Genomic DNA, 22,299 nt, shown 5'->3' with positions numbered 1-22,299 from the left:
CTGTGTGAGACAATCACACAGCGGCTTTTTTTTGGAGGGAACTCGTGCTTAGTATTCTCGTGTTGATTGTCGACGCCATCGCCACCCTGTTGGGCGGGGCGTTGTTGTTGCGTTTCTGGATGCAGGCGATCCGCGTCCGCCCACCGGCATCGGTGGCCCAATTTACGTTCCAGCTGTCGGACTGGCTGGTGCGCCCGCTGCGCCGCATCGTGCCCGGTGTGGGCGGCTATGACTGGGCCAGCCTGATCGGCGCGTTCCTGATCGTGCTGCTGGCCACGTCGGTGATGTACCTGGCAGGCTGGACCACGCCGCTGGTGCTGCTGATGGCCTTCCAGCGTTTCCTGCAGTGGATTTTGTACGGCTTCATGGCCTTGCTGGTGATCGAGGCGATCTTCAGCTGGGTGAACCCGCATGCGCCGCTGGCGCCGTTCGTGCGCGCGCTCAACGAGCCGCTGCTGCGGCCCATCCGCCGCGTGGTGCCGCTGGTCGGCAACCTGGACCTGTCGCTGCTGGTGGCGCTGATCGTGCTGCAGATCGCGCTGCTGGTGCTGGGCATGCTGTTTAGCGGACGCTAAACCGCCCCGGACGAAAAAAAGCCCCCATCGGCTTGAGCACGCTCAGGCCGATGGGGGCTTTTTCTTTGGGACTAGCTGATCAGTAACGGTAGCCGAAGGCGGCTTCGAAGCGGTCGGCGATCTCGGCGGCGGTCGGCTTGTGGTTTTGCGCGCCCTTGCTGGCGATCTTGATCGCACCCAGCAGGCTGGCCAGGCGGCCGGTGGTTTCCCACTTCCAGCCGTTGGTGATGCCGAACAGCAGGCCGGCGCGGTAGGCGTCGCCGCAGCCGGTCGGGTCCACTGCCTCGGCCACCGGCACGGCAGGGATCTCGATGCGCTGGCCGCCGGTGTGGATCTCCGAACCGTTTTCGCCGCGCGTGATGATCAGCGCTTGCAGGCGGCTGGCGATTTCCGGCACGGTCAGGCCGGTGCGGTCCATCAGCAGTTCGATTTCGTAGTCGTTGGTGGTGACGTAGGTGGCTTTGTCGATGAACTCGATCAGCTCCTCGCCGTTGAACATCGGCAGTTGCTGGCCCGGGTCGAAGATGAACGGGATCTGCAGCTTGGCCAGGTCGGCGGCGTGCTTCTTCATGCCCAGGTGGCCGTCCGGCGAGATGATGGCGAGGGCGGCAGGGCCGGCCTTGGCGACTTCGTTCTCGTGCGCGTAGGACATGGCGCCCGGGTGGAAGGCGTTGATCTGGTTGTTGTCTTCGTCGGCGGTGACGAAGCACTGGGCGTTGTAGGCTTCCGGCTTGATCAGGATGTTGTCTGTGGACAGGCCGAGCTTGCGGAAGCGCTCCATGTAGGCGGCGTTGTCCTGGCCCATGACGCCGACGATGCGCGGATGGCCGCCCAGCAGTTGCAGGTTGTAGGCGATGTTGGGGGCGCAGCCGCCGAACTCGGTGCGCATGGTCGGCGCCAGGAAGGAGACGTTCACCTTGTGCAGCTGGTCGGCCAGCAGCAGGCTGTCGAAGCGGCCGGGGAATTGCAGGATGGTGTCAATTGCGATCGAGCCGCAAATCAGGGAGGTCTGGGTCATGGTGTGGTCTTTATGGATAGAAGACTGCGATGTGATAGCCGGATGCTTTCAGCTGGCTCAGTTCAAAGTATAGTTTGACAGATTGTTCGGTGTGCGGGGCGAAGCCTTTGTCCAGCGCGACGTCGGCGCCCAGGTATTCGCGCGGGGTGAACACGCGGCGCAGCACGGCCTTGTCGTTGGCGTCGTCCAGCACCAGTTCGATGTGCGGCCAGGCTTGCGCGGTGGCGCTCTGGTTGCGCAGCTGGGTGGTGAAGGAGAAGCCGGTGTCGCTCAGGGTTTGCAGCTCGCCCTGTTCGATGCTGAGGTCGTCGATCTGCGCCGGCAGTTCGATCTTGCAGCCGAGCGCGTTGCAGGCGGCCGTCAGCGCCGGCTTGAGCGGCGGCAGCGCGGCGGCGATCTGGTTGCGGAAGGTGGTCAGGCCCTGGGCTGCCAGCGTCGTCAGCAGCAGCAGGGAGCCCAGGCTCATGGCGATGGTCGCGGCCTTGCCGTACTTCTGGCGGCGCCGTTCGCGCTTGATGAAGCCGGGCTCTTCGGCTTCGGTGTCGGGGCTGTCGGTGTCGGTGCCGCTGCCGGCGTCGGTGTCGGCCGCGTCGGCCAGCAGGTGGGCGTGGGCGCGCGCGGACTGCGCCTCGGCCAGGCCGGCGGACGACAGCTGCACCAGCGCTTCTTCGTCGATCTCTTCCAGCTCGTTGAAGCGCGCGGCTTCGCTTGGCACGGCGGTGGTGTCGGCGGGCGGTGCGTCGTCCAGTGTCGGCTCAAGGCGTTCGGTTGGCAGGACGGAGGTGAAGGCGTCGGGCGCCGGGGCGGTGTCGGCGGCCGGCTCGGTGTTGTCTTGCTCCAGGACGGCCAGTTCGGCAGCCAGCGCGGCTTCCAGTTCTTCGTCCGACATGGCTTCGATGCTGAGCGCGTCTTCGAGCGGTTCGTCGTCCGTCCACTGCGTGTCGACAGCGGGCTCGGCGGTCGGCTCAATCGTCGGTTCGGGCTCAATGGCCGATTCGGACTCGGCCTCCACGTCGAGGTCGAGGTCCAGCGCTGCTTCCACGGCGGGCGGCAGCGTGGCCGCTTCGGTCGGCAGCGCGATGGTGTCGGCCGGCTCGGCGTCCAGCGGCGCTGCGGCTTCGACAGCGGGCGCATCGGCGGCCTCGGGAGGCTCTGCAGCTTCGGCGGGTTCGACCGCGTCCAGCGCGGTATCGAGTTCCAGCGTGTAGATGGGTTCGGCCTCGTCGCCGCTCAGCGCTTCGGCGGCGCGGGTATCCAGCGCGGCCATCTTCTCGTCGAAGGCGACCGGTTCGGGCAGCGGGGAGGGGAGTTGGACAGGTACCGGCGCCGTTGCCGGTGCGGCGAGCGGCTCCAGCAGGGCCGCGTTGCCGTCAAAAACTTCATTACAGGAGCCACAGCGCACTATGCCCCCACGTAATTTCAACTGGTCATGGGCGACCCGAAATATCGTGTTGCAGTGGGGGCATTTTGTGGCGAGCGCCATTGCTGTGGTTAGCGCGCCGCTGGAACCACGTCGCTGCCGAGGCGGCCATGCAGGGCCACCCAGCCGTCTTGCTCAGCCCAGACGCCCAGCTTGATGAACGGGGCATAGGCTGCCGCCACTTCCTCGGCCTGGCGTGCCAGCACGCCGGACAGGATCAGCGCGCCGCCGTCGGCCACGCGGCCCGACAGCATGGGCGCCATCAGCTTCAGCGGGCTGGACAGGATGTTGGCGACGACGATGTCGAAACGCTGCGCCGCATGCTGCGATTGCGCGAAGGTGTCCGGCAGGAAGTACGCGATCTCGCACTTGTTGCGCTGTGCATTGTCGGCCGCCGATTCGATCGCCTGCGGATCGATGTCCACGCCGACCACTTCGCCGGCGCCGACCTTCTTGGCCACCATGGCCAGGATGCCGGAGCCGCAACCGTAGTCGAGCACGGTCTTGCCCGGCGCCGGATTCGCTTCCAGCCACTCCATGCACAGACGGGTGGTCGGGTGCGAGCCGGTGCCGAAAGCCAGGCCCGGATCCAGTTCCAGGATCAGGCCGTTGGCGTCCGGCGCTTCGTGCCAGCTCGGCACGACCCAGATGTTCTTGCCGATGTGGATGGGCGCGAACTGCGACTGGGTCAAGCGCACCCAGTCCTGCTCCTCCACCTTGCGGGTGGTGAACTTCGGCAGCGTGGCCAGGCCGATCTGGCCGGCGGCGGCCGCGACGATCACGGCCTGGTCGTCATCTTCGTCGGTCAGGGCGACCACGCGGCTGTGATCCCATGCCGCTTCGGTCGGTTCCATGCCCGGCTCGCCGAACAGCGGTTTTTCCGCGTCCGTGCCTTCGTCCGCGTCTTCCACGGACACCGACAGCGCGCCCACGTCCATCAGGGCTTCCGACAGTGCTTCCGCGTGGTCGCGGGCGATTTCGATGACGATTTCAGTCCAGCTCATTATTGTGGCGCCTTGTTACTCAAACTCAGTTTATGCAGGTCCGGCATGTCTGCCAGCTTTTGTTCCAGGTAATGGATGTTGGTGCCGCCTTCGATGAAGCGGGCGTCGACCATCAGCTCGCGGTGCAGCGGGATGTTGGTCTGGATGCCCTCGACCACCATTTCCGACAGCGCGATCTGCATGCGGCGGATCGCCTGCTCGCGGGTGGCGCCGTAAGCGATGACCTTGCCGATCATCGAATCGTAGTGCGGCGGTACATAATACCCCGCATAAGCGTGCGAGTCGACGCGCACGCCCGGGCCGCCCGGCACGTGCCAGGAAGTGATGCGGCCTGGCGACGGCGTGAACTTGAACGGGTCTTCGGCGTTGATTCGGCACTCGACGGCGTGGCCGGACAGCATCACGTCGCGCTGGCGGAAGCGCAGCTTCTCGCCGGCGGCGATGCGGATCTGTTCCTGCACGATGTCGATGCCGGTGATCATTTCGGTGACCGGGTGTTCGACCTGCACGCGGGTGTTCATTTCGATGAAGTAGAACTCACCGTTCTCATACAGGAACTCGAAGGTGCCGGCGCCACGGTAGCCGATCTTGCGGCAGGCTTCGGCGCAGCGGTCGCCGATCTTTTCGATCAGCTTGCGCGGGATGCCCGGCGCCGGCGCTTCTTCGATGACCTTCTGGTGGCGGCGCTGCATCGAGCAGTCGCGTTCGCCCAGCCAGACGGCGTTCTTGTGTTCGTCGGCGAGGATCTGGATTTCCACGTGGCGCGGATTTTCCAGGTACTTCTCCATGTAGACTTCCGGATTGCCGAACGCGGTGCCCGCTTCGGTCTTGGTCATCGCCACGGCGTTGATCAGTGCCGCCTCGGTATGCACCACGCGCATGCCGCGGCCACCGCCGCCGCCGGCCGCCTTGATGATGACCGGGTAGCCGACTTTGCGCGCAATTTGCACGATAGCCTTGGGATCGTCCGGCAACGCGCCGTCCGAACCGGGCACGCACGGTACGCCTGCCTTGATCATGGTTTGCTTGGCCGAGACCTTGTCGCCCATCAGGCGGATCGAGTCGGAGCGGGGGCCGATGAAGACGAAGCCGGATTTTTCCACGCGTTCGGCGAAGTCGGCGTTTTCCGACAGGAAGCCGTAGCCCGGGTGGATCGCTTCCGCGTCCGTCACTTCGGCGGCGCTGATGATGGCCGGCATGTTCAGGTAGCTGAGCGTCGAAGGCGCAGGACCGATGCACACCGATTCATCCGCCAACTTCACGTATTTGGCGTCTTTGTCTGCTTCCGAGTGGACCACAACCGTCTTGATGCCCAGTTCGCGGCAAGCGCGCTGGATACGGAGGGCAATTTCGCCACGGTTGGCGATGAGGATTTTTTCAAACATGATAGGTTCGCGTATGTCTGTGAGCACCGGCGGGCCGGTAACGTCAGGTAGAGGAGGGAATGCGGACCAAGCCGGCGCGCCCGTCACCGATGGGGAGGGCGCAGGCCGGTCTTAGCCTATCACAAACAGCGGTTGGCCGAATTCGACCGGCTGGCCGTTCTCGACCAGAATCTGGGTGATCGTGCCGGACTTGTCGGCGTCGATTTCATTCAGCAGCTTCATCGCTTCGATGATGCACAGGGTATCGCCTTCCTTGACGGTGGCGCCCACTTCGACGAACGCCGGCGAACCTGGCGCGGACGAACGGTAGAAGGTACCAACCATCGGCGACTTGACCACGTGGCCGGTTGGCTCGGCGGCGACAACGGCGACAGGGGCGGCTGCTGCGGCTGGCGCGGCGGCTGCCGGGGCGGCGTGGTATTGCGGCATGCCTTGCGGCTGCATCATCACCATTTGGTTTTGCGGCATGGCGGACGACTTGACGATGCGTACTTTGCTCTCGCCTTCGGTCACTTCGAGCTCGGCGATGTCCGATTCTGCGACCAAATCAATCAAGGTCTTCAGCTTGCGTAAATCCATGTAACCCCCAGGAATGTCTTTGTTATGTAAGTGTGAGCGGCAGCGCTTTTTGAGCGGAGCCGCGCGGAATTGCGCGCAGATCGCGTAGATTATCGCTTTTTAAGAACGAAGTCGATGGCAAACCGATATCCTTCGATACCCAGTCCGCAAATAGTACCTATAGCGATCGCGCTAAGAAATGAGTGGTGGCGAAACGACTCGCGCTGGTAAATATTCGAAATATGCACTTCAACAAACGGTATCGCCACCCCCGCCAGGGCGTCGCGCAAGGCCACGCTGGTGTGGGTCAGGCCGCCCGGGTTGATGACGATGGCGTCCACGCCTTCCGTTCTGGCGGCATGGATGCGGTCGATCAGCGCCCCTTCGTGGTTGCTCTGAAAGCAGGACAAGCTCGCGCCCGCCGCCTGGGCTTGTGCCTGGGCTGCGTGTTCGATGTCGGCCAAAGTGCTAGCGCCGTAGACCTCTGGCTCGCGGCTTCCCAGTAAATTCAGGTTGGGGCCGTTGAGCAGGAGGAGGTTTTTTGCCATGGGTTCAGGACCGTTTTCCGCGAAAGTTCCGCATTTTGCCGCCAACCGTCGGCATTGGCAAGAGAAAAAAACTTGTAAAACTATTTACAGAGTTGCCAGATCCTTGCGCAGCTCGTCAAACTTCAAACGGCCCAGATAGGTCTTCTTGACCTGGCCGTCGGCGCCGATCAGCACCGTGTAGGGAAGGCCGCCGGCGGCGTTGCCGAAGGTGCGGGAGAGCTCGGTGCCGGCCATGCCGGCGACGAAGACTGGATAGGTGATTTTGAACTTGTCGTTAAAATCGGCGATATTTGTTGCCGAATCGATACCGATTCCGATAACTTGCAGCTTCTTACCCTCTTCTCCGGCGGCCAGCGCCGACAGCTCCGGCATCTCCTGCACGCACGGACCGCACCACGGCGCCCAGAAATTGACCAGCGTGGCCTTGCCTTTGTACTGGCCCAGGGCTTGCGCGACGCCCTTGGCGTCCGGCAGCGTCAGCTTATATAAGCTATCGACGGGACCGGTAACGCCGGCTGGCTGGGTGGTGGTGAGCGGCGGCGCGGCGTCTTTTTTATGCATGCCGACATAGGCGCCGGAGGCGGCGAATAGCAAAGCTACAACAACATAGGCTGCGAGGTGTTTTTGATTCATGGTGGATTTGGGTTGGAGTTTTCTTGGGTGCTGTTAACTAGTAGGGCGCGCACGGCGGCGATATCGGCGCGCATCAATTTGCCGTCGCCACGGGTTTTGACGGCGCCGCGCAAATCGTCCAGCTCATACAGGGCGGCGTGCACGCCTTCCTTGTGCCACATGAAGCTGACCGTTTCGACCGTGCCGTAGCGCGGACCCTTGAAGTGGGGCGTCTCGGAGATGTCGATTTGTAAATTGCGGTTCAGCAGGAAGATTTCCACTTCCTTGGCGCTGTCGGCGAACAGCTGCAGGTGGATGTCGTCGTGCGGGCCGGCCGTGCCATTTAATACGGCGCCGGTCAGATAGGGGTGGAAGGCGGCCAGGCCGTCCATGATGTCGACCGCCAGCGTGCGCAGCCGGAACAGGCGGGCGGGCTGGGTGTCGGCATGGAACAGCGACTGGTAGATGCGCACTTCCGCCTCGATCTGGGCGTTATCCGGCAACAGGTTCAGCGGCGGCTGGGTATCGCCGAGGATCTGTTTGGCGGCCTTGCGCTTGGCGGTGTTGTAGTCGTGCCCATCCTGGGCGATCAGGCGTGCGGCGGCCGCGGCGATCTCCGCACGCAGTAGCAGGACTTCTTCGATAACATTCGGCGTCATGGACCAGATAATACTCTGAACCGGGAAAAGGGCGTCGGGTCGGGTAAAATCCCGTATTCAATCGTCGTCTTGATCACTATGCACATTCATATTCTCGGTATTTGCGGCACCTTCATGGGCGGCCTGGCTGTCCTGGCAAAAGAAGCGGGCCACCGCGTGACTGGCTGCGATGCCAATGTTTATCCGCCGATGAGCACCCAGCTGGAAGCCCAGGGCATAGAGCTGATCCAGGGCTTCGGCCCGGAGCAGGTGCAGCTCAATCCCGACCTTTACGTGATCGGCAACGTCGTCTCGCGCGGCAATCCGCTGATCGAAGAGATCATGAACCGCGGCTTGCCTTACGTGTCCGGTCCGCAGTGGATCGGCGACCACATATTAAAAGACAAATGGGTGCTGGCCGTGGCCGGCACGCACGGCAAGACCACCACCTCGGCCATGCTGACCTGGATACTGGAAGACGCCGGCTATGCGCCCGGCTTCCTGATCGGCGGCGTGCCGATGAACTTCGGCGTCTCGGCGCGCATGCAGGGCGATAAGGATTCGATCTTCTTCGTCATCGAAGCCGACGAATACGACACCGCCTTCTTCGACAAGCGCAGCAAGTTCGTGCACTACCATGCCAAGACCGCGATCCTGAACAACCTGGAATACGATCACGCCGACATCTTCCCCGATCTGGGCGCCATCGAAACCCAATTCCACCACCTGGTGCGCACCGTGCCCGGCATCGGCCGGGTCGTGTTCAACGCCGACGAAGCCGCGCTGCAACGCGTGCTCAAGCGCGGCTGCTGGAGCGAGAAGGAAAGCTTCGGGGGCAGCGAAGGCGCCGATTGGGCGATGAAGGAATACGATGACGGCAGCTTCGACGTGATCTTTGGCGGCGAAACGGCCGGCCACGTGGAATGGAGCCTGACCGGCAAGCATAACCGCGCCAATGCGCTGGCCGCGATCGCCGCCGCCCGCCACGTCGGCGTGCCGGTGGCGCAGGCGGCCAAGTCGCTGGCCAGCTTCGAGAACGTCAAGCGCCGCATGGAAGTGCGCGGCGTGGTAAACGGTATTACTGTTTATGACGATTTCGCCCACCACCCGACCGCCATCGCCACCACCGTCGGCGGCCTGCGCCAGAAGGTCGGCAAACAAAGCCGCATCCTGGCCGTGCTGGAGCCGCGCTCAAACACCATGAAGCTGGGCGCGATGAAGGATGCGCTGCCGGGCAGCCTGTCCGAGGCCGACCTGGTGTTCGGCTACGGCAGCCAGCAGGCGCTGGGCTGGAGCCTGGGCGACGCGCTGGCGCCGCTGGGCCAGATCGCCAGCGCCTATGAAGACATCGACGTGCTGGTGGCCGCCATCGTCAAGGCCGCGCAGCCGGGCGACCAGATTCTGGTGATGAGCAACGGCGGCTTCGGCGGCGTGCATAACAAGATCCTGGAAGCGCTGGCGCGATGATTCTCTATCTGCACGGATTCCGTTCGTCGCCGAAATCGATGAAGGCGCGCGTGATGGCGGAACGCATGGCGGCGCTGGGCCTGTCGGAACAGTTCATCTGCCCGCAGCTGCCGGCCTCGCCGAAGCTGGCGATGGAATTGGCGCTCTCTTTAATAGACGGCGTGCCCGCCGGCGAGCTGACCATCGTCGGCTCCTCGCTGGGCGGCTACTACGCCACCTGGCTGGCCGAGCGCATCGGCTGCCGCGCCGTGCTGCTGAACCCGGCCATCGTGCCATTGAAGGATCTGGACAAGCACGTTGGCGTGACCACGCAATTCCATTCCGACGAGCCCTTCGAGTTCAAGCGCGGCTATATAGAAGAGCTGCGCGCGCTGGCCGTCAACCCGGTCACGCGCCAGGAGCGCTATTTCCTGATCGCCGCCACCGGCGACGAAGTGCTGGACTATCGCGACATGGTGGCGCACTATGCGGGCGCGCGCCAGCAGGTGATCGAAGGCAGCGACCATGGCATTTCCGAGTTCCCCGACTATGTGGAGTCTGTGTTGGAGTTTTGCGGTATTGAGGCCCAGCAGTGACGGCTTCGACAAGGGGCGCTTCGCTGCGGCAGACGCAGTGGCAGCCGCACGTGCTGGCCCTGAACGCGCCGCCGGCCTACCGCCAGTGGCTGACCGCCGACGGTTCGCTGACCGCCAAGCTGAAGGCGCACAGCGATACCTTCCGCGTGCAGTGCCTGCACCAGACCACCGCGCGCTGCCTGACGGACGAGGCGGCGGCGATCGGCATGCATCGCCCCGGCCGCGTCTGGGAGAGGGAAGTGCTGCTGCGGTGTGATAATACGCCTGCGGTGTTCGCGCATACGGTGGTGCCGATGTCGGCCACGGCCACCGACTGGCCCCTGTTCAGCGCGCTGGGCGAGCGTTCGCTGGGCACGACGCTGTTCGGCGACCCGCAGGTGCGGCGCGGTGTTTTGGAATTTGCAAGATTGCGGGAAGGGCATCCTTTGGCGCAGCGCGCGCGCAAGGCGCTCAAACTGGAGCAAGGGCTGGACGGTCCGCAAGAACTCATATTATATGCACGGCGCTGTTTATACAGGCGCCGTCAGGGTACCCTGCTGGTGACGGAAGTGTTTCTGCCTTCCGTACTGGAATTGAAACTAATAACAACGAACAGAAGCTAGCAATGAATCTATTTTTCGAAGAATCCGGCGATTTCAAGGTCGGCACCATGATGTCGCAAGCCGGCGAGGCCTACCAGGTTGAAATGGCCAGCGGCAAGCGCACCAAGGTCAAGATCAAGGACGTGCTGCTGCAGTACGAGAAGCCGTCGCCGACGGATTTGATGGAACAGGCCAAGGCGGTCGCCGCCGACATCGACCTCGACTTCCTGTGGGAAGTGGCGGGCGAAGAGGAATTCGGTTTTGCCGAACTGGGCGCGGAATACTTCGGCCACACGCCGCTGCCGGCCGAAGCCGCCGGCCTGATCCTGAGCCTGCACTCGGCGCCGATCTACTTCTACAAAAAGGGCCGCGGCCGCTACAAGGCCGCGCCCGAGCAATCGCTGCGCGCCGCCCAGGCCGGCATCGAGAAGAAGAAACAGCAGGCGCTGGTGCAGGCCGGGTACGTCGAAGAGCTGAAGGCCAACAAGCTGCCGGCCTCGATGCAGAACATCGTCATGCAGCTGCTGTTCAAGCCGGACAAGAACTCCATCGAATACAAGGCGCTGGAAGCGGCCTGCAACGAGCTGCACACCAATCCGCAGCGCCTGATGCTGGCGGCCGGCGGCGTGGCGTCGCCGAAGGCGCTGCACATGGCCAAGTTCCTGTTCGAGAATTTCCCGCGCGGCGCCGGTTTCCCGGAAGTCGCCGTGCCGGTGCCGCCGACCGACCTGCCGCTGGCCAACGTGCAAGCGTTCTCGATCGACGACGTCACCACCACCGAGATCGACGATGCCTTCTCGGTCACGAAGCTCGACGACGGCAACGTCAAGATCGGCATCCACATCGCCGCGCCGGGCCTGGGCATCAAGCCGGACGACGCGGTCGACAAGATGGCGCGTGCGCGCATGTCCACCGTCTACATGCCTGGCGATAAGATCACCATGCTGCCGGATTCCATCGTCGAAGCGTTCACGCTGGCCGAAGGCAAGACTTGCCCGGCGCTGTCGCTGTACGCCACGCTGAACCCGGCCGACTGGTCGGTGATCGCCACCGAGACCCGCGCCGAGATGGTGCCGATCGCGAACAACCTGCGCCACAACGACCTCGACGACCTGGTCAACGAGGAAACCCTGGCCAGCGGCGAGGGCGAGTATCCGCACAAGGAATCGCTGGGCCTGATCTGGCAATGGGCGCAAGTCCTGGAAGCGGCGCGCATGGTCAAGCGCGAAGGCTTCGGCCTGAAGCCGGAACAGAACAACCGCGTCGACTTCAACTTCTACGTGGAAGACGACGTCGTCACCGTCAGCCGCCGCAAGCGCGGTGCGCCGCTGGACAAGATCGTCGCCGAGCTGATGATCTTCGCCAACAGCACCTGGGGCAAGCTGATGCACGACCACGGCGTGCCGGGCATTTACCGCAGCCAGGGCCAGGGCGTGGGCGGCTGGGCCGCCAAGATGCAGGTGCGCATGCTGACCCATGCGGCGCCGCACCAGGGCCTGGGCGTGGACCAGTACGCGTGGAGCACCTCGCCGCTGCGCCGTTATACCGACCTGGTCAACCAGTGGCAGATCCTGGCTTGCGCAGAGCACGGCGTGACCGCGCCGCTGGTGGCTTACTTCAAGCACAAGGATGCCGGCCTGTTCGCGATCGTGTCGCAGTTCGACGCCGCCTACGCCGCCTACGGCGACCACCAATCGAACATGGAACGCTACTGGTGCCTGCGCTGGCTGGGCCAGCAGGAGGCGCGCCAGGTCGAGGCCGTGGTGCTGAAGGACGAGGTGCTGCGCCTGGTCGACATTCCGCTGATCATCCGCCTGCCGGGCATGCCGCAAGTGGCGCGCGGCGCCCAGGTCAAGCTGGACATCCTGCGCTGGGACGAGGTCGACCTGACCATCGAAGCCCGCATCCTGGAAATCCCGACCACCGATACGGTGGCCGCCGATGCCGAGCTGGACTACGAGGAAGAGGAAACGGGCGACGCGCCGGAAGAAGCGGTGGATGCGCCGGAAGTGGCGGTGGAGGCCGCCGCCGAGGAGCCGGCTTCGGAATAAATCCCGCAGCCCCGCGTTCGCTTTGACGTAAAATCAGCCCTATCTTTTCTACCCCGGCCTCGCGTGAAGTCTTTCAAAGAAAATCGCTTGCTGTACCTCGCCATCGGCATCTCGCTGATGGCGCATGGCGCCTTGCTTGCGGTGCACTTTGTCGCGCCCACGCCGGCGCCGGTGAAACCCACCGATCCGGGGCTGGAAGTGATACTGGTGAACGCCAAGCACAGCAAGGCGCCGCTGAAGGCCGACGCGCTGGCCCAGGCCAACCTGGACGGCGGCGGCACGGTCGACAAGGGCCGTTCCAAGTCGCCGATGCCGGACATGCGCAAGATGGAAACCGGCGACAGCATCAAGGCCGCCAAGCGCCGCATCGCCGAACTGGAAGAGCAGCAAAAGAACCTGCTGACCCAGGCGGCCAAGCAGACCCCTGTCATCGCGCCGCCGGTGACGGAAAAGAGCAAGCCCGATCCGCTGCCGACCGGCGCCGACCTGCTGGACGCCAGCAAGGCCATCGCCCGCCGCGCCGCCGAGATCAGCGAAACCATCGAGGACCAGAACAAGCGTCCGAAGAAAACCTTCATCACGCCGAGCACGCGTGGCGTGGGCTACGCGATGTACTATAAATCGATCCAGAAGCGCATCGAAGACATCGGTACGCTGAACTTCCCGCAGGCCAATGGCCGCAAGCTGTACGGCCAGCTGGTGCTGTCGATCCCGGTGTTCCAGGACGGCACGATCTACGAGAAGGATGGCGGCATCAAGGTCGACCGCAGCTCCGGCAATCCGGCGCTGGATGAGGCGGCGATGCACATCGTGCGCCGCGCCGCGCCGTTCGGCAAGTTCCCGCCGAACATGCTGTCGAGCGACCGCGACGATCTGTGGGTGATCGTCACGACTTTCAAATTCACCCGCGAAGACAAATTACAAGCCGACTTGAGCGGCGGAGGACGTTGATGGACCGCTACTGCGTATTCGGCAATCCGATTGCCCATAGCAAATCACCCGAGATACATGCCGCGTTCGCGGCGCAAACCGGGCAGGCACTGACGTATGAAAAACGGCTGGCGCCGGTGGACGGTTTCGCCGCCGCCGTGCAAGCCTTCATCGCCGAGGGCGGCAAAGGCGCCAACGTCACCGTGCCGTTCAAGCTGGATGCGGTGAAGGTGGCGCAGGCGCTGACCATCCGCGCGCGCGCGGCCGGCGCCGTCAACACCTTGCACTTCACCGAAGACGGCATCGTCGGCGACAACACCGACGGCGCCGGGCTGGTGGCGGACATCGTCAACAATGCCGGCGTGCAGATCATCGGCAAGCGCGTACTGCTGCTGGGTGCGGGCGGCGCGGCGCGCGGCGTGGTGCTGCCGATACTGGAACATCGTCCGGCGCAACTGGTCATCGCCAACCGCACCGTGGCCACGGCCGAGGCGCTGGTGGAACAGTTCGCCGCGCTGGGCGGCGAGGGCGTGGTGTCGGCCTGCGGCTATGCCGACATAGCCGGCGCGTTCGACCTCGTCATCAACGCCACCTCTGCCAGCCTGAGCGCCGAATTGCCGCCGGTGCCTGCATCGGTATTTGCGCCCGGTTCGCTTGCCTACGACATGATGTACGCAGCTTCCCCCACGGTATTCTTGCAGTTCGCCGGCCAGCACGGCGCACGCTTGCGTGACGGCCTGGGCATGCTGGTCGAGCAGGCCGCCGAAGCCTTCAGCCTGTGGCGCGGCGTGCAGCCGGCCACCGCCGGCGTGCTGCAATCGCTGCGGGACCAGCTATGAGCGCGGCCAAGTCAGGTAAATGGCGCTGGGTGAAGTGGATCTTCATCGTGCCGCTGCTGCTGGTCGTGGCCGTGCAGCTGTATTTCTTCCTGCAGATCTGGTGGTGGGTCGACCATAACCCGTCGATGACCAGCTTCATGCGCGAGCAGCAGTCGGCGCTGCGCGAGAAGAATCCCAACGCCAATATCCAGCAGATGTGGGTGCCGTACAGCCGCATCTCGAACAACCTCAAGCGCGCCATCATCGCCTCCGAGGACGCCAACTTCTCCGAGCACGAGGGCGTCGACTGGGAGGCGCTGCAAAAGGCCTACGAGAAGAACAACAAGAAACACAAGGTGGTGTCGGGCGGCTCGACCATCACCCAGCAGCTGGCCAAGAATTTGTTCCTGTCCGGCTCGCGCAGCTATGTGCGCAAGGGGCAGGAACTGGTCATCACCTATATGCTGGAAACCTTGATGGACAAGGAACGCATCTTCGAGATCTACCTGAACGTGGTGGAGTTCGGCACCGGCACTTTCGGCGCCGAGGCGGCGGCGCGGCATTACTATGGCATCAGCGCGGCCAACCTGGGCGCGGCCCAGGCGGCCAAGCTGGCGGTGATGCTGCCCAATCCGCGTTTTTTCGACAAGCACCGCGACTCGGGCTATCTGGCGCGGCGCACCGGCGTGATCTTGCGCCGCATGGGATCGGCTGAATTACCCTAGGAGGCAGCGATGTTAAGCAAGCAGCGTGGACTCGGATTGATACAGGTGGCCATCATCATGGCTTCGCTGGCGGCGGTGGCGATGGCTTTTTTGATGTCGGCCCGCCATGAGCGCAACTTCTTTGCCGAAGGGCTGTCCAAGCTGACCGGCAAGCCGGCGCCGGCGAGTGCTGCGGCTGCTTCATCGGATTCGGCTTCGGCGGCGGCCGCGGCCGTGCCGGCGGCGCCGGCCGGCGTGCTGCGCAAGTGCGTCATCGACGGCAAAACCGTGCTGTCGGACGTCGCCTGCCCGGACGGCAAGGTGGTCAAGGCCATCGATACGCGCGGCATCGAAGCGCCCAAAGTGCCCAAGCCGGACCCGGCCGACGCCGCCCCGCAGTCGGCCACCGACAAAAGGATAGAAAAAGCGACCCGCTAGGCTGAAAAACCGCATGGCAGGCTGGCCTCGGCAGGGGCTTTGCGGGTACACTTGCGCTGTTTCCAGAAGGCTCGCGTACCCATGATTAATGTTTTCGTTCTCCAGAATGGCCGGCTCAACCAAGTGCCCATCGACAGTCGCGGCGATCTGGAACAGGTCGAGCCGGTCTGGGTCGACCTGACCGACCCGACGGACGACGAACGCGCATGGGTCAAAGCCATCTACGGCGTCACCTTGCCGGGCGAGGACGAGGTCAAGGACATCGAAGCGTCGGCCCGCTACTACGAAGCGGAAAACGGCGACCTGCACCTGCGCACCGACTTTTTGCTGGAAGAAGAGGACGGCCCGTCGCGCATCGTCACGGTGGCCTTCATCCTGGCGCGCAAGATGCTGTTCTCGGTGCACACCGACGACCTGCCGGTGTTCCGCCTGGTGCGCATGCGCGCCCGCTCGCGGCCCGGTTCGATCGCCGACTACATGGACGTGCTGCTGGACCTGTACGCGACCGACGCCGAGTATTCGGCCGACGCGCTCGAAGGCATTTACCAGAACCTGGAAGAAGTCAGCGGCCGGGTGCTGCAGGAAGAGTTCACCGACCAGGACGCGGCCGCCGCGCTGAACGCCATCGCCCACGAGGAAGACTTGAACGGCCGCATCCGCCGCAACATGATGGATACGCGGCGCGCGGTCAGCTTCTTGATGCGCGGGCGTTTGCTGAATTCGGAGCAGTTCGAGGAAGCGCGCCAGATTCTGCGCGACATCGAATCGCTGGACGGCCACACGTCCTTCCTGTTCGACAAGATCAACTTCCTGATGGACGCCACGGTCGGCTTCATCAACATCAACCAGAACAAGATCATCAAGATCTTCTCGGTGGCCAGCGTAGCCTTCCTGCCGCCGACCCTGATCGCCTCGATCTACGGCATGAACTTCAAGTGGCTGCCGGAGCTGGAGTGGCAATTGGGCTACCCGTTCGCCATCGTCCTGATGATCACCAGCGCCATCGCCCCGTTCTGGTACTTCCGCCGCCGTGGGTGGTTGAAGTAAGCTTTACACCAGCTGCGGGCTGAATTCCAGTGACAGCGTGCTGAAGTAGGGCGCGGTATTCCATTTTTCGTTCAGCGACAGTGCGCGGTCGTACAGGGCCGCCTTGATGTCGATGCCGACCTTGCTGAAGTCGAACGGCTGCTTGTCGCGCGCCGTGCAGGCCGAGGCGGCGCCGGCAAGGAAGGCTTCCTCGTCGAACGTGCCCGACCACAACTGCGCCTGCAAACCCTCGACGATCGCTTCCGCCTGCACCGCCTCGGTCGCCACATCCTTGTTGGCCGCGTCGTGCACCGCCTCCATGACGAACTGCGCGTCGGCGCCGCGCGCCAGCAGGCTGAGGAAGCCGTGCCGCAGCGGCAAAGCCGACTCCACCACGTAATGCAGCAGATCGTGCGGCAAAATACCCTGGCGCGGCATCACCGTGTCGGTACAGCTGCCATTGTTGCGCACGAAGCGCAGCACATCGTATTTGTCCGTTTTGGACCGTTTTTCGGCGATCAGTTTCATAACCCGCAATATTAATTCGATAGTCACTGAATTATGCCCGCTACAAGGGCCGCAAATAGTCACCAACTTTCACGACTGTAATAAATTTGACTTACGATATCCTTTAGAATGGCGGCCTGCGTCACTCTCCGGTCATTCGCATCGGGTATCTTGGCCGAAGAAAGCACACACATGATCAAGAAACGGCAATTTTTCCCCCGTCAGGTGGTCGAAGCCGGCGGCAACCGCTGGGACTGGGCCCTGCTGCCCATCGTATTGGCACTGTTCGTCCTGATGGCCTACGGCAGCCAGCAAATGGCCCGCCCGTATGAACTGGGCCAGGCCTTGCCGCTGTCGCTGGAGCCGAGCTACCTGCCTTACTACCTGCTGCGCACCACGCTGCGCATGTTCATCGCGATGGGTGCGTCGGTGATCTTCAGCTGCGTGTTCGCCGCCCTCACCACCAAATACCGCCTGGCCGAAAAAGTGCTGGTGCCGCTGCTCGACATCCTGCAGTCCATCCCCATCCTGGGCTTCCTGTCGATCACCGTGACGGCCTTCATCGCGCTCTTCCCCGGCAACCTGCTGGGCGTGGAGTGCGCCGCCATCTTCGCCATCTTCACCTCGCAAGCCTGGAACATGGCGTTTTCCGCCTACCAGGGCTTCCGTTCCGTGCCGGCCGAACTGTCGGAGGCGGCCAGCGTGTTCCAGCTGTCGGGCTGGCAGCGCTTCTGGCGCCTGGAACTGCCGTTCGCCATGCCCGGCCTGCTGTGGAACATGATGATGTCGATGTCCGGCGGCTGGTTCTTCGTGGTGGCGTCGGAAGCGATTTCGGTCTCCGGCCAGGACATCAAGCTGCCCGGCATCGGTTCCTACATCGCGCTGGCCATCGCCAACAGCGACATGGGCGCCATCGGCTGGGCCATCGGCGCCATGCTGGTGGCGGTGCTGATGTACGACCAACTGTTCTTCCGCCCTTTGCTGGCCTGGGCCGACAAGTTCCGCTTCGAGGAAACCGGCAGCGACACCGCCCAGCAATCGTGGCTGCTCACCTGGCTGCGCCGCACCGAGCGCACACAGGCCATGGTCGAATGGTTCGGCGCCATGCTGTCGCGCTCCATCGCGCTGTTCCGCCTCGGCCACGACGGCACCTCGATCCGCGCCCGCCGCGACCAGCCGTCGATGGTGCCGCAGCGCGTGTGGGATGCGGTGATCGCCGCCGTGGTGTTCTACGCCTTGTGGAGCCTGGGCCACTTCATCAGCACCGAAGTGGGGTGGACCGAAGTAGGACATGTGTTCGTGCTAGGCTTGTACACGCTGGCGCGCGTGATCGTGTTGCTGGTGCTGGCTGCGCTGGTGTGGGTGCCGGTCGGCGTGTGGATCGGCATGAGCCCGCGATGGGCCTCGCGCACGCAGGCGGTGGCGCAGTTCCTGGCCGCCTTCCCGAGCAACCTGGTGTTCCCGGTGGCGGTGGTGCTGATCGTGCGCTACCACCTGAACCCGGACATCTGGCTGTCGCCGCTGATGATCCTCGGCACCCAGTGGTATCTGCTGTTTAACGTGATCGCCGGCGCCTCGACGATACCGACCGAGCTGCGTCACGCCGCCAAGAACTTCGGCCTGACCGGCTGGCTCAAATGGCGCCGCTACCTGCTGCCGGCGATTTTCCCCAGCTTCGTCACCGGCGCCATCACCGCCACCGGCGGCTCGTGGAACGCCAGCATCGTGGCCGAATGCGTCAGCTGGGGGCCGACCTCGTTGAGGGCCCACGGCATCGGCAGCTACATCCAGGAGATGACCACCGCCGGCGACTTCCCGCGCATCGCGCTGGGCATCGGCATCATGTGCATCTTCGTCATGGGCTTCAACCACTTCGTCTGGCGCCGCCTGTACACCATGGCCGAGAGCCGGCTGCATTTCTAGGATCGAATTATGAGCACTCCTATCGTCGAACTGAAATCGGTCGGCAAACACTTCCGCGCAGCCGACGGCTCCGCGCGCTCGGTGCTGGAAGGCGTGGACTTCACGCTGAACGAAGGCGAGATCGTCGCGCTGCTGGGCCAGTCCGGCTCCGGCAAGTCGACCATGCTGCGCATCATGGCGGGCCTGATCCAGGCCGATGCAGGCCAGGTGCTGTATCGCGGCATGCCGCTGTACGGCACGGCGCGAGGCATCCGCATGGTGTTCCAGTCGTTCGCGCTGTTCCCTTGGCTGACGGTGCAGAAGAATGTCGAGCTGGGGCTGGAGGCGCAGGGTATGCCGGCGGATGAACGCGCGCGCCGCGCCGAAAAGGTGATCGATCTGATTGGCCTGTCGGGCTTCGAAGGCGCGCTGCCGCGCGAGCTGTCGGGCGGCATGCGCCAGCGCGTCGGCATCGCCCGCGCACTGGTGATGGAGCCGGAAGTGCTGCTGATGGACGAGGCGTTTTCCGCGCTGGACGTGCTGACCGGCGAGCGCCTGCGCGAAGAGATCCTGGAGCTGTGGCAGTCCGGCCAGATCCCGACCAAGGCGATCCTGGTGGTGTCGCACAATATCGAGGAAGCGGTGATGATGGCCGACCGCGTGCTGATTTTCGCCAGCGACCCAGGCCGCGTGCGCGCCGAGCTGCCGATATCGCTGCCGCAACCGCGCAAGGCCGAGGGGCCGGAAGTGCGCCAGCTGATCGACAAGGTGTATGAGCTGATGACCGCCGGCGCCGGCCGCCGTGGCCTGATCAGCGAGAAGGAAGTCAAGCTGCAGCTGGGCGACCGCCTGCCGCAGGCCGACATCGCGCACATGGAAGGTATTCTGGAATTGCTGGGCGAGGAACCGTTCTCCGGCCGCGCCGACCTGCCGCAGCTGGCGGAAGAGACGGAGCTGACCGACGCCGAGCTGCTGGAAGTGCTGAATGGCTTGATCCTGCTGGGTTTTGCCTACCTGACCAACGGCGACATCCTGCTGACGGACCTGGGCGGCCGGTACGCTGCGGCGACCAACACCGAGCGCCAGGAGATCTTCGGCAAGCAGCTGCTGGAGCATGTGCCGCTGATCGCCTACATCTGCCATGGTCTGCAGCAGGACAAGTCAGGCGACCTGCCGGAGGATCTGTTCCTCAAGCTGCTGCGCTTCACGCTCAGTGAAGAAGAGGCCGAGCGCGCACTGCGCGTGGCCATCGAGTGGGGCCGCTACGGCGACCTGTTCGAATACAACTTCAACACCGGCGTGATCCAGCTGTCCGAAGAGGACGAGGAAGACGAGACTTAAGCTGCCAGCTTCTTGAACACGCGGGCGGCGGCGGCGATGGTTTCGTCGATCACCGCATCGCTGTGCTGCGCCGAGACGAAGCCCGCCTCGAACGCGGCCGGCGCGAAGTACACGCCTTCATCCAGCATCGCGTGGAAGAACACGTTGAAGCGCGCGCGGTCGCCCGCCATCATCTCGGCGTAGTTGTTCGGCGGCGTCTCGCTGAAGTACAGGCCGAACATGCCGCCCACCGCATCCGCGCAGAACACGATGCCCGCATCCTTGGCCGCCTTGGTCAAACCGGCCGCCAGACGCGCAGCCGTCGCGCTCAATTGCTGGTAGAAGCCCGGCTGCTGGATGATCTTCAGCGTCGTCATGCCCGCCGCCACCGCCACCGGATTGCCCGACAACGTACCCGCCTGGTAGACGGCGCCCAGCGGCGCCATCTTGCTCATCAACTCGGCGCTGCCGCCGAAGGCCGCCACCGGCAGGCCGCCGCCGATCACCTTGCCCAGCGCCGTCAGGTCCGGCTTGATGCCGTACAGTTCCTGCGCGCCGCCCAGCGCCACGCGGAAGCCGCACATCACTTCGTCGAAGATCAGCACCGAACCATGCTTGGTGCACAGCGCACGCATCGCCTGCAGGAAGGCTTCAGAAGCCTTGATCAGGTTCATATTGCCGGCCACCGGCTCGACGATCACGCAGGCGATTTCGTCGCCGAATTCCGCGAACGCCTGCTCCAGCTGGGCCACGTTGTTATAGTCCAGCACCAGCGTGTGCTTGACGAAGTCCTCAGGCACGCCGGCCGACGTCGGATTGCCGAAGGTGAGCAGGCCGCTGCCCGCCTTGACCAGCAGCGAATCGGCGTGGCCGTGGTAGCAGCCTTCGAACTTGATGATCTTGTCGCGGCCCGTGGCGCCGCGTGCCAGGCGCAGCGCGCTCATGGTCGCCTCGGTGCCCGACGAAACCAGGCGCACCTGCTCGATCGATGGCACCAGGCGGCAGATTTCCTCGGCCATCAGGATCTCGCCCTCGGTCGGCGCGCCGAACGACAGGCCGCGCGCGGCCGCTTCCTGCACCGCCTTGACCACCACCGGATGCGCGTGGCCGACGATCGCCGGACCCCAGGAACCGATATAGTCGATGTAGCGCTTGTCGTCCGCGTCCCAGAAGTACGGGCCTTCGGCGCGGGTGATGAAGCGCGGCGTGCCGCCCACCGAGCGGAAAGCGCGCACCGGCGAGTTGACGCCGCCGGGCGTGGTTTTCTGGGCGCGTTCGAACAACTCGTCGTTTTTTGAAACCTGGTTCCTGGAAGTCGTAGTCATGATGGCATCTTCAATATCAAGTTGGTAAAGCCTGCTGCATATGGAAAAAACGGTTCGGGATAAACTTGCCCATGCCGTAGCGATGGGCGTGCGCCAGCGCGCCGACGGTGTATTCCTGCGCCGCCGCCACCGCGCCCGGCACTTCGGCGCCGCGCGCCATGAAGGCGGTGATCGCCGCCGACAGCGTGCCGCCCGCGCCGAGGAAGGGGCCGGGCATGTGCTGCCAGGCGTCGTGGCTGATCATGCCGTCGGCGCCGAACAGGGTGTTGGCCAGGGTGTTCGGTGCGGCCGCCTCGCCCTGCGGCGTGCCGGCCTGGGTGCCGGTGACGAGCACGAATTCGCAGCCCAGGGCCAGCAGGTGCTCGACGTCCGACTCCATCGTGTCGTCGGCGCCTTCGCGCCATGTTTCGGCCAGCCGGCCCAGCTCCACCTGCGACAGCATCAGCAGCGTGGCCTGCGGCACCAGCAGCTGGCGCAAAGCCGTCAGCAGTTCCTCGGCCTCGTCGGCGTCGGCCGGATCGGCCAGGCGGGAGCTGAACGGATCGAGTATCAGCGGCGCGTCCGGATAGTCGGATAGGATCTCGGCGATGGCCGCCACCTGTTCGATATTGGTCAGCGCGCCGACCTTGAAGGCGGCCATGGTCATATCCTCCAGCACCACGCGGGCCTGGTCGGAGACCCAGTCAGGGTCGATATCCTGGGCATCCTCGACGCGGGCACTGTCGCCGATCAGCAACGCGGTGGTCACGGCAAGGCCGGTGCAGGAGAGGGCGGAAAATACCGCCAGGTCGGCCTGGACGCCGATCGCGCCGGCCGGATCGGCGGCGCCGAAGCTTAATATGAGAGGAGAAGTTTGGTTTTGCACGGCGGGTAGATTAAGATACCTAATTCAGCATT

23 protein-coding genes are annotated in these 22,299 nt (G+C 64.2%); 12 read left to right on the top strand and 11 right to left on the bottom strand.

All coding sequences use genetic code 11. The features are described 5' to 3' along the window. Positions 1–44 precede the first annotated feature (44 nt). The gene (locus tag GEV01_RS17810) at positions 45–575 is read left to right on the top strand and encodes a YggT family protein (protein WP_286162313.1); all 531 of its coding nucleotides are present in this window, start codon (positions 45–47) and stop codon (positions 573–575) included. A gap of 79 nt (positions 576–654) precedes the next feature. On the opposite strand, the gene GEV01_RS17805 is transcribed toward GEV01_RS17810, so the two are convergent. The 8 genes from GEV01_RS17805 to GEV01_RS17770 form a co-directional block, all read right to left on the bottom strand. Further along, on the bottom strand, positions 655–1,593 hold the full coding sequence (locus tag GEV01_RS17805) for a carbohydrate kinase family protein (protein ID WP_152806780.1): 939 nt from the start codon (positions 1,591–1,593) through the stop codon (positions 655–657). A 10-nt stretch (positions 1,594–1,603) separates the two neighbouring features. Further along, on the bottom strand, positions 1,604–3,076 hold the full coding sequence (locus GEV01_RS17800; RefSeq protein WP_152806778.1) for a DUF3426 domain-containing protein: 1,473 nt from the start codon (positions 3,074–3,076) through the stop codon (positions 1,604–1,606). 8 nt (positions 3,077–3,084) lie between these two features. Continuing rightward, positions 3,085–4,017 carry a 50S ribosomal protein L11 methyltransferase gene (gene prmA / locus GEV01_RS17795; RefSeq protein WP_152806776.1) on the bottom strand — a complete coding sequence of 311 codons (933 nt, stop codon included), beginning with the start codon at positions 4,015–4,017 and terminating at the stop codon, positions 3,085–3,087. After that, on the bottom strand, positions 4,017–5,402 hold the full coding sequence (gene accC / locus GEV01_RS17790; protein WP_152806774.1) for an acetyl-CoA carboxylase biotin carboxylase subunit: 1,386 nt from the start codon (positions 5,400–5,402) through the stop codon (positions 4,017–4,019). The genes prmA and accC overlap by 1 nt, the downstream gene beginning before the upstream one ends. A gap of 111 nt (positions 5,403–5,513) precedes the next feature. Then, positions 5,514–5,981, bottom strand: coding sequence for an acetyl-CoA carboxylase biotin carboxyl carrier protein (gene accB / locus GEV01_RS17785; protein ID WP_008452096.1), 468 nt, complete (start codon positions 5,979–5,981; stop codon positions 5,514–5,516). An 89-nt stretch (positions 5,982–6,070) separates the two neighbouring features. Then, on the bottom strand, positions 6,071–6,508 hold the full coding sequence (gene aroQ / locus GEV01_RS17780; protein WP_008452094.1) for a type II 3-dehydroquinate dehydratase: 438 nt from the start codon (positions 6,506–6,508) through the stop codon (positions 6,071–6,073). 84 nt (positions 6,509–6,592) lie between these two features. After that, on the bottom strand, positions 6,593–7,141 hold the full coding sequence (locus GEV01_RS17775) for a TlpA family protein disulfide reductase (RefSeq protein WP_152806772.1): 549 nt from the start codon (positions 7,139–7,141) through the stop codon (positions 6,593–6,595). Beyond that, complete coding sequence (locus tag GEV01_RS17770; protein WP_152806770.1) at positions 7,138–7,779, bottom strand: hypothetical protein; 642 nt, start codon at positions 7,777–7,779, stop codon at positions 7,138–7,140. Before GEV01_RS17770 ends, GEV01_RS17775 begins: the two co-directional genes overlap by 4 nt. Positions 7,780–7,857: 78 nt before the next feature. On the opposite strand from GEV01_RS17770, the gene mpl reads away from it, so the two are divergent. The 9 genes from mpl (at position 7,858) to corA (ending at position 16,369) form a co-directional block, all read left to right on the top strand. Beyond that, entirely contained in the window at positions 7,858–9,225 is a 1,368-nt protein-coding gene (gene mpl / locus GEV01_RS17765) for a UDP-N-acetylmuramate:L-alanyl-gamma-D-glutamyl-meso-diaminopimelate ligase (RefSeq protein ID WP_152806768.1), read from the top strand. Beyond that, entirely contained in the window at positions 9,222–9,800 is a 579-nt protein-coding gene (locus GEV01_RS17760; RefSeq protein WP_152806766.1) for a YqiA/YcfP family alpha/beta fold hydrolase, read from the top strand. The genes mpl and GEV01_RS17760 overlap by 4 nt, the downstream gene beginning before the upstream one ends. Next, positions 9,797–10,402 carry a chorismate--pyruvate lyase family protein gene (locus GEV01_RS17755; RefSeq protein ID WP_328595542.1) on the top strand — a complete coding sequence of 202 codons (606 nt, stop codon included), beginning with the start codon at positions 9,797–9,799 and terminating at the stop codon, positions 10,400–10,402. The genes GEV01_RS17760 and GEV01_RS17755 overlap by 4 nt, the downstream gene beginning before the upstream one ends. 2 nt (positions 10,403–10,404) lie before the next feature. Next, positions 10,405–12,432, top strand: coding sequence for a ribonuclease catalytic domain-containing protein (locus GEV01_RS17750; protein ID WP_152806765.1), 2,028 nt, complete (start codon positions 10,405–10,407; stop codon positions 12,430–12,432). A gap of 117 nt (positions 12,433–12,549) precedes the next feature. Beyond that, positions 12,550–13,383: an energy transducer TonB family protein gene (locus GEV01_RS17745; RefSeq protein WP_152807084.1), complete on the top strand. Its 834-nt coding sequence runs from the start codon at positions 12,550–12,552 to the stop codon at positions 13,381–13,383. Beyond that, a complete protein-coding gene (gene aroE, locus GEV01_RS17740) occupies positions 13,383–14,201 on the top strand; it encodes a shikimate dehydrogenase (protein WP_152806764.1) in 819 nt (272 codons plus the stop codon). Before GEV01_RS17745 ends, aroE begins: the two co-directional genes overlap by 1 nt. Next, a complete protein-coding gene (mtgA, locus tag GEV01_RS17735) occupies positions 14,198–14,905 on the top strand; it encodes a monofunctional biosynthetic peptidoglycan transglycosylase (protein WP_152806763.1) in 708 nt (235 codons plus the stop codon). The genes aroE and mtgA overlap by 4 nt, the downstream gene beginning before the upstream one ends. A 9-nt stretch (positions 14,906–14,914) precedes the next feature. Next, the gene (locus GEV01_RS17730; RefSeq protein ID WP_152806762.1) at positions 14,915–15,322 is read left to right on the top strand and encodes a DUF4124 domain-containing protein; all 408 of its coding nucleotides are present in this window, start codon (positions 14,915–14,917) and stop codon (positions 15,320–15,322) included. A gap of 81 nt (positions 15,323–15,403) precedes the next feature. Beyond that, entirely contained in the window at positions 15,404–16,369 is a 966-nt protein-coding gene (gene corA, locus GEV01_RS17725) for a magnesium/cobalt transporter CorA (RefSeq protein ID WP_152806761.1), read from the top strand. A gap of 3 nt (positions 16,370–16,372) precedes the next feature. Here the strand turns inward: corA and GEV01_RS17720 are convergent, their stop codons facing one another. Next, complete coding sequence (locus tag GEV01_RS17720; RefSeq protein ID WP_152806760.1) at positions 16,373–16,876, bottom strand: hypothetical protein; 504 nt, start codon at positions 16,874–16,876, stop codon at positions 16,373–16,375. Between the two features lie 171 nt (positions 16,877–17,047). Between GEV01_RS17720 and GEV01_RS17715 the strand changes: the two genes are divergently transcribed. Beyond that, complete coding sequence (locus GEV01_RS17715) at positions 17,048–18,778, top strand: ABC transporter permease (protein ID WP_152806759.1); 1,731 nt, start codon at positions 17,048–17,050, stop codon at positions 18,776–18,778. Positions 18,779–18,787: 9 nt separating this feature from the next. Beyond that, positions 18,788–20,098: an ABC transporter ATP-binding protein gene (locus GEV01_RS17710; RefSeq protein WP_152806758.1), complete on the top strand. Its 1,311-nt coding sequence runs from the start codon at positions 18,788–18,790 to the stop codon at positions 20,096–20,098. Here GEV01_RS17710 and hemL read toward each other — a convergent pair. Both hemL and thiD read right to left on the bottom strand, forming a co-directional pair. Next, positions 20,095–21,402 carry a glutamate-1-semialdehyde 2,1-aminomutase gene (hemL, locus tag GEV01_RS17705; protein WP_152806757.1) on the bottom strand — a complete coding sequence of 436 codons (1,308 nt, stop codon included), beginning with the start codon at positions 21,400–21,402 and terminating at the stop codon, positions 20,095–20,097. The two genes, GEV01_RS17710 and hemL, sit on opposite strands and share 4 nt — an antisense overlap. Positions 21,403–21,418: 16 nt before the next feature. Then, entirely contained in the window at positions 21,419–22,267 is an 849-nt protein-coding gene (gene thiD / locus GEV01_RS17700; protein ID WP_328595541.1) for a bifunctional hydroxymethylpyrimidine kinase/phosphomethylpyrimidine kinase, read from the bottom strand. Positions 22,268–22,299 lie beyond the last annotated feature (32 nt).

Source organism: Rugamonas rivuli (assembly GCF_009380165.1).
Taxonomy (GTDB): Bacteria; Pseudomonadota; Gammaproteobacteria; order Burkholderiales; family Burkholderiaceae_D; genus Rugamonas; species Rugamonas rivuli.
Note: the sequence above shows the minus strand (reverse complement) of the source record. Positions and strands in the feature narration are given on the sequence as shown.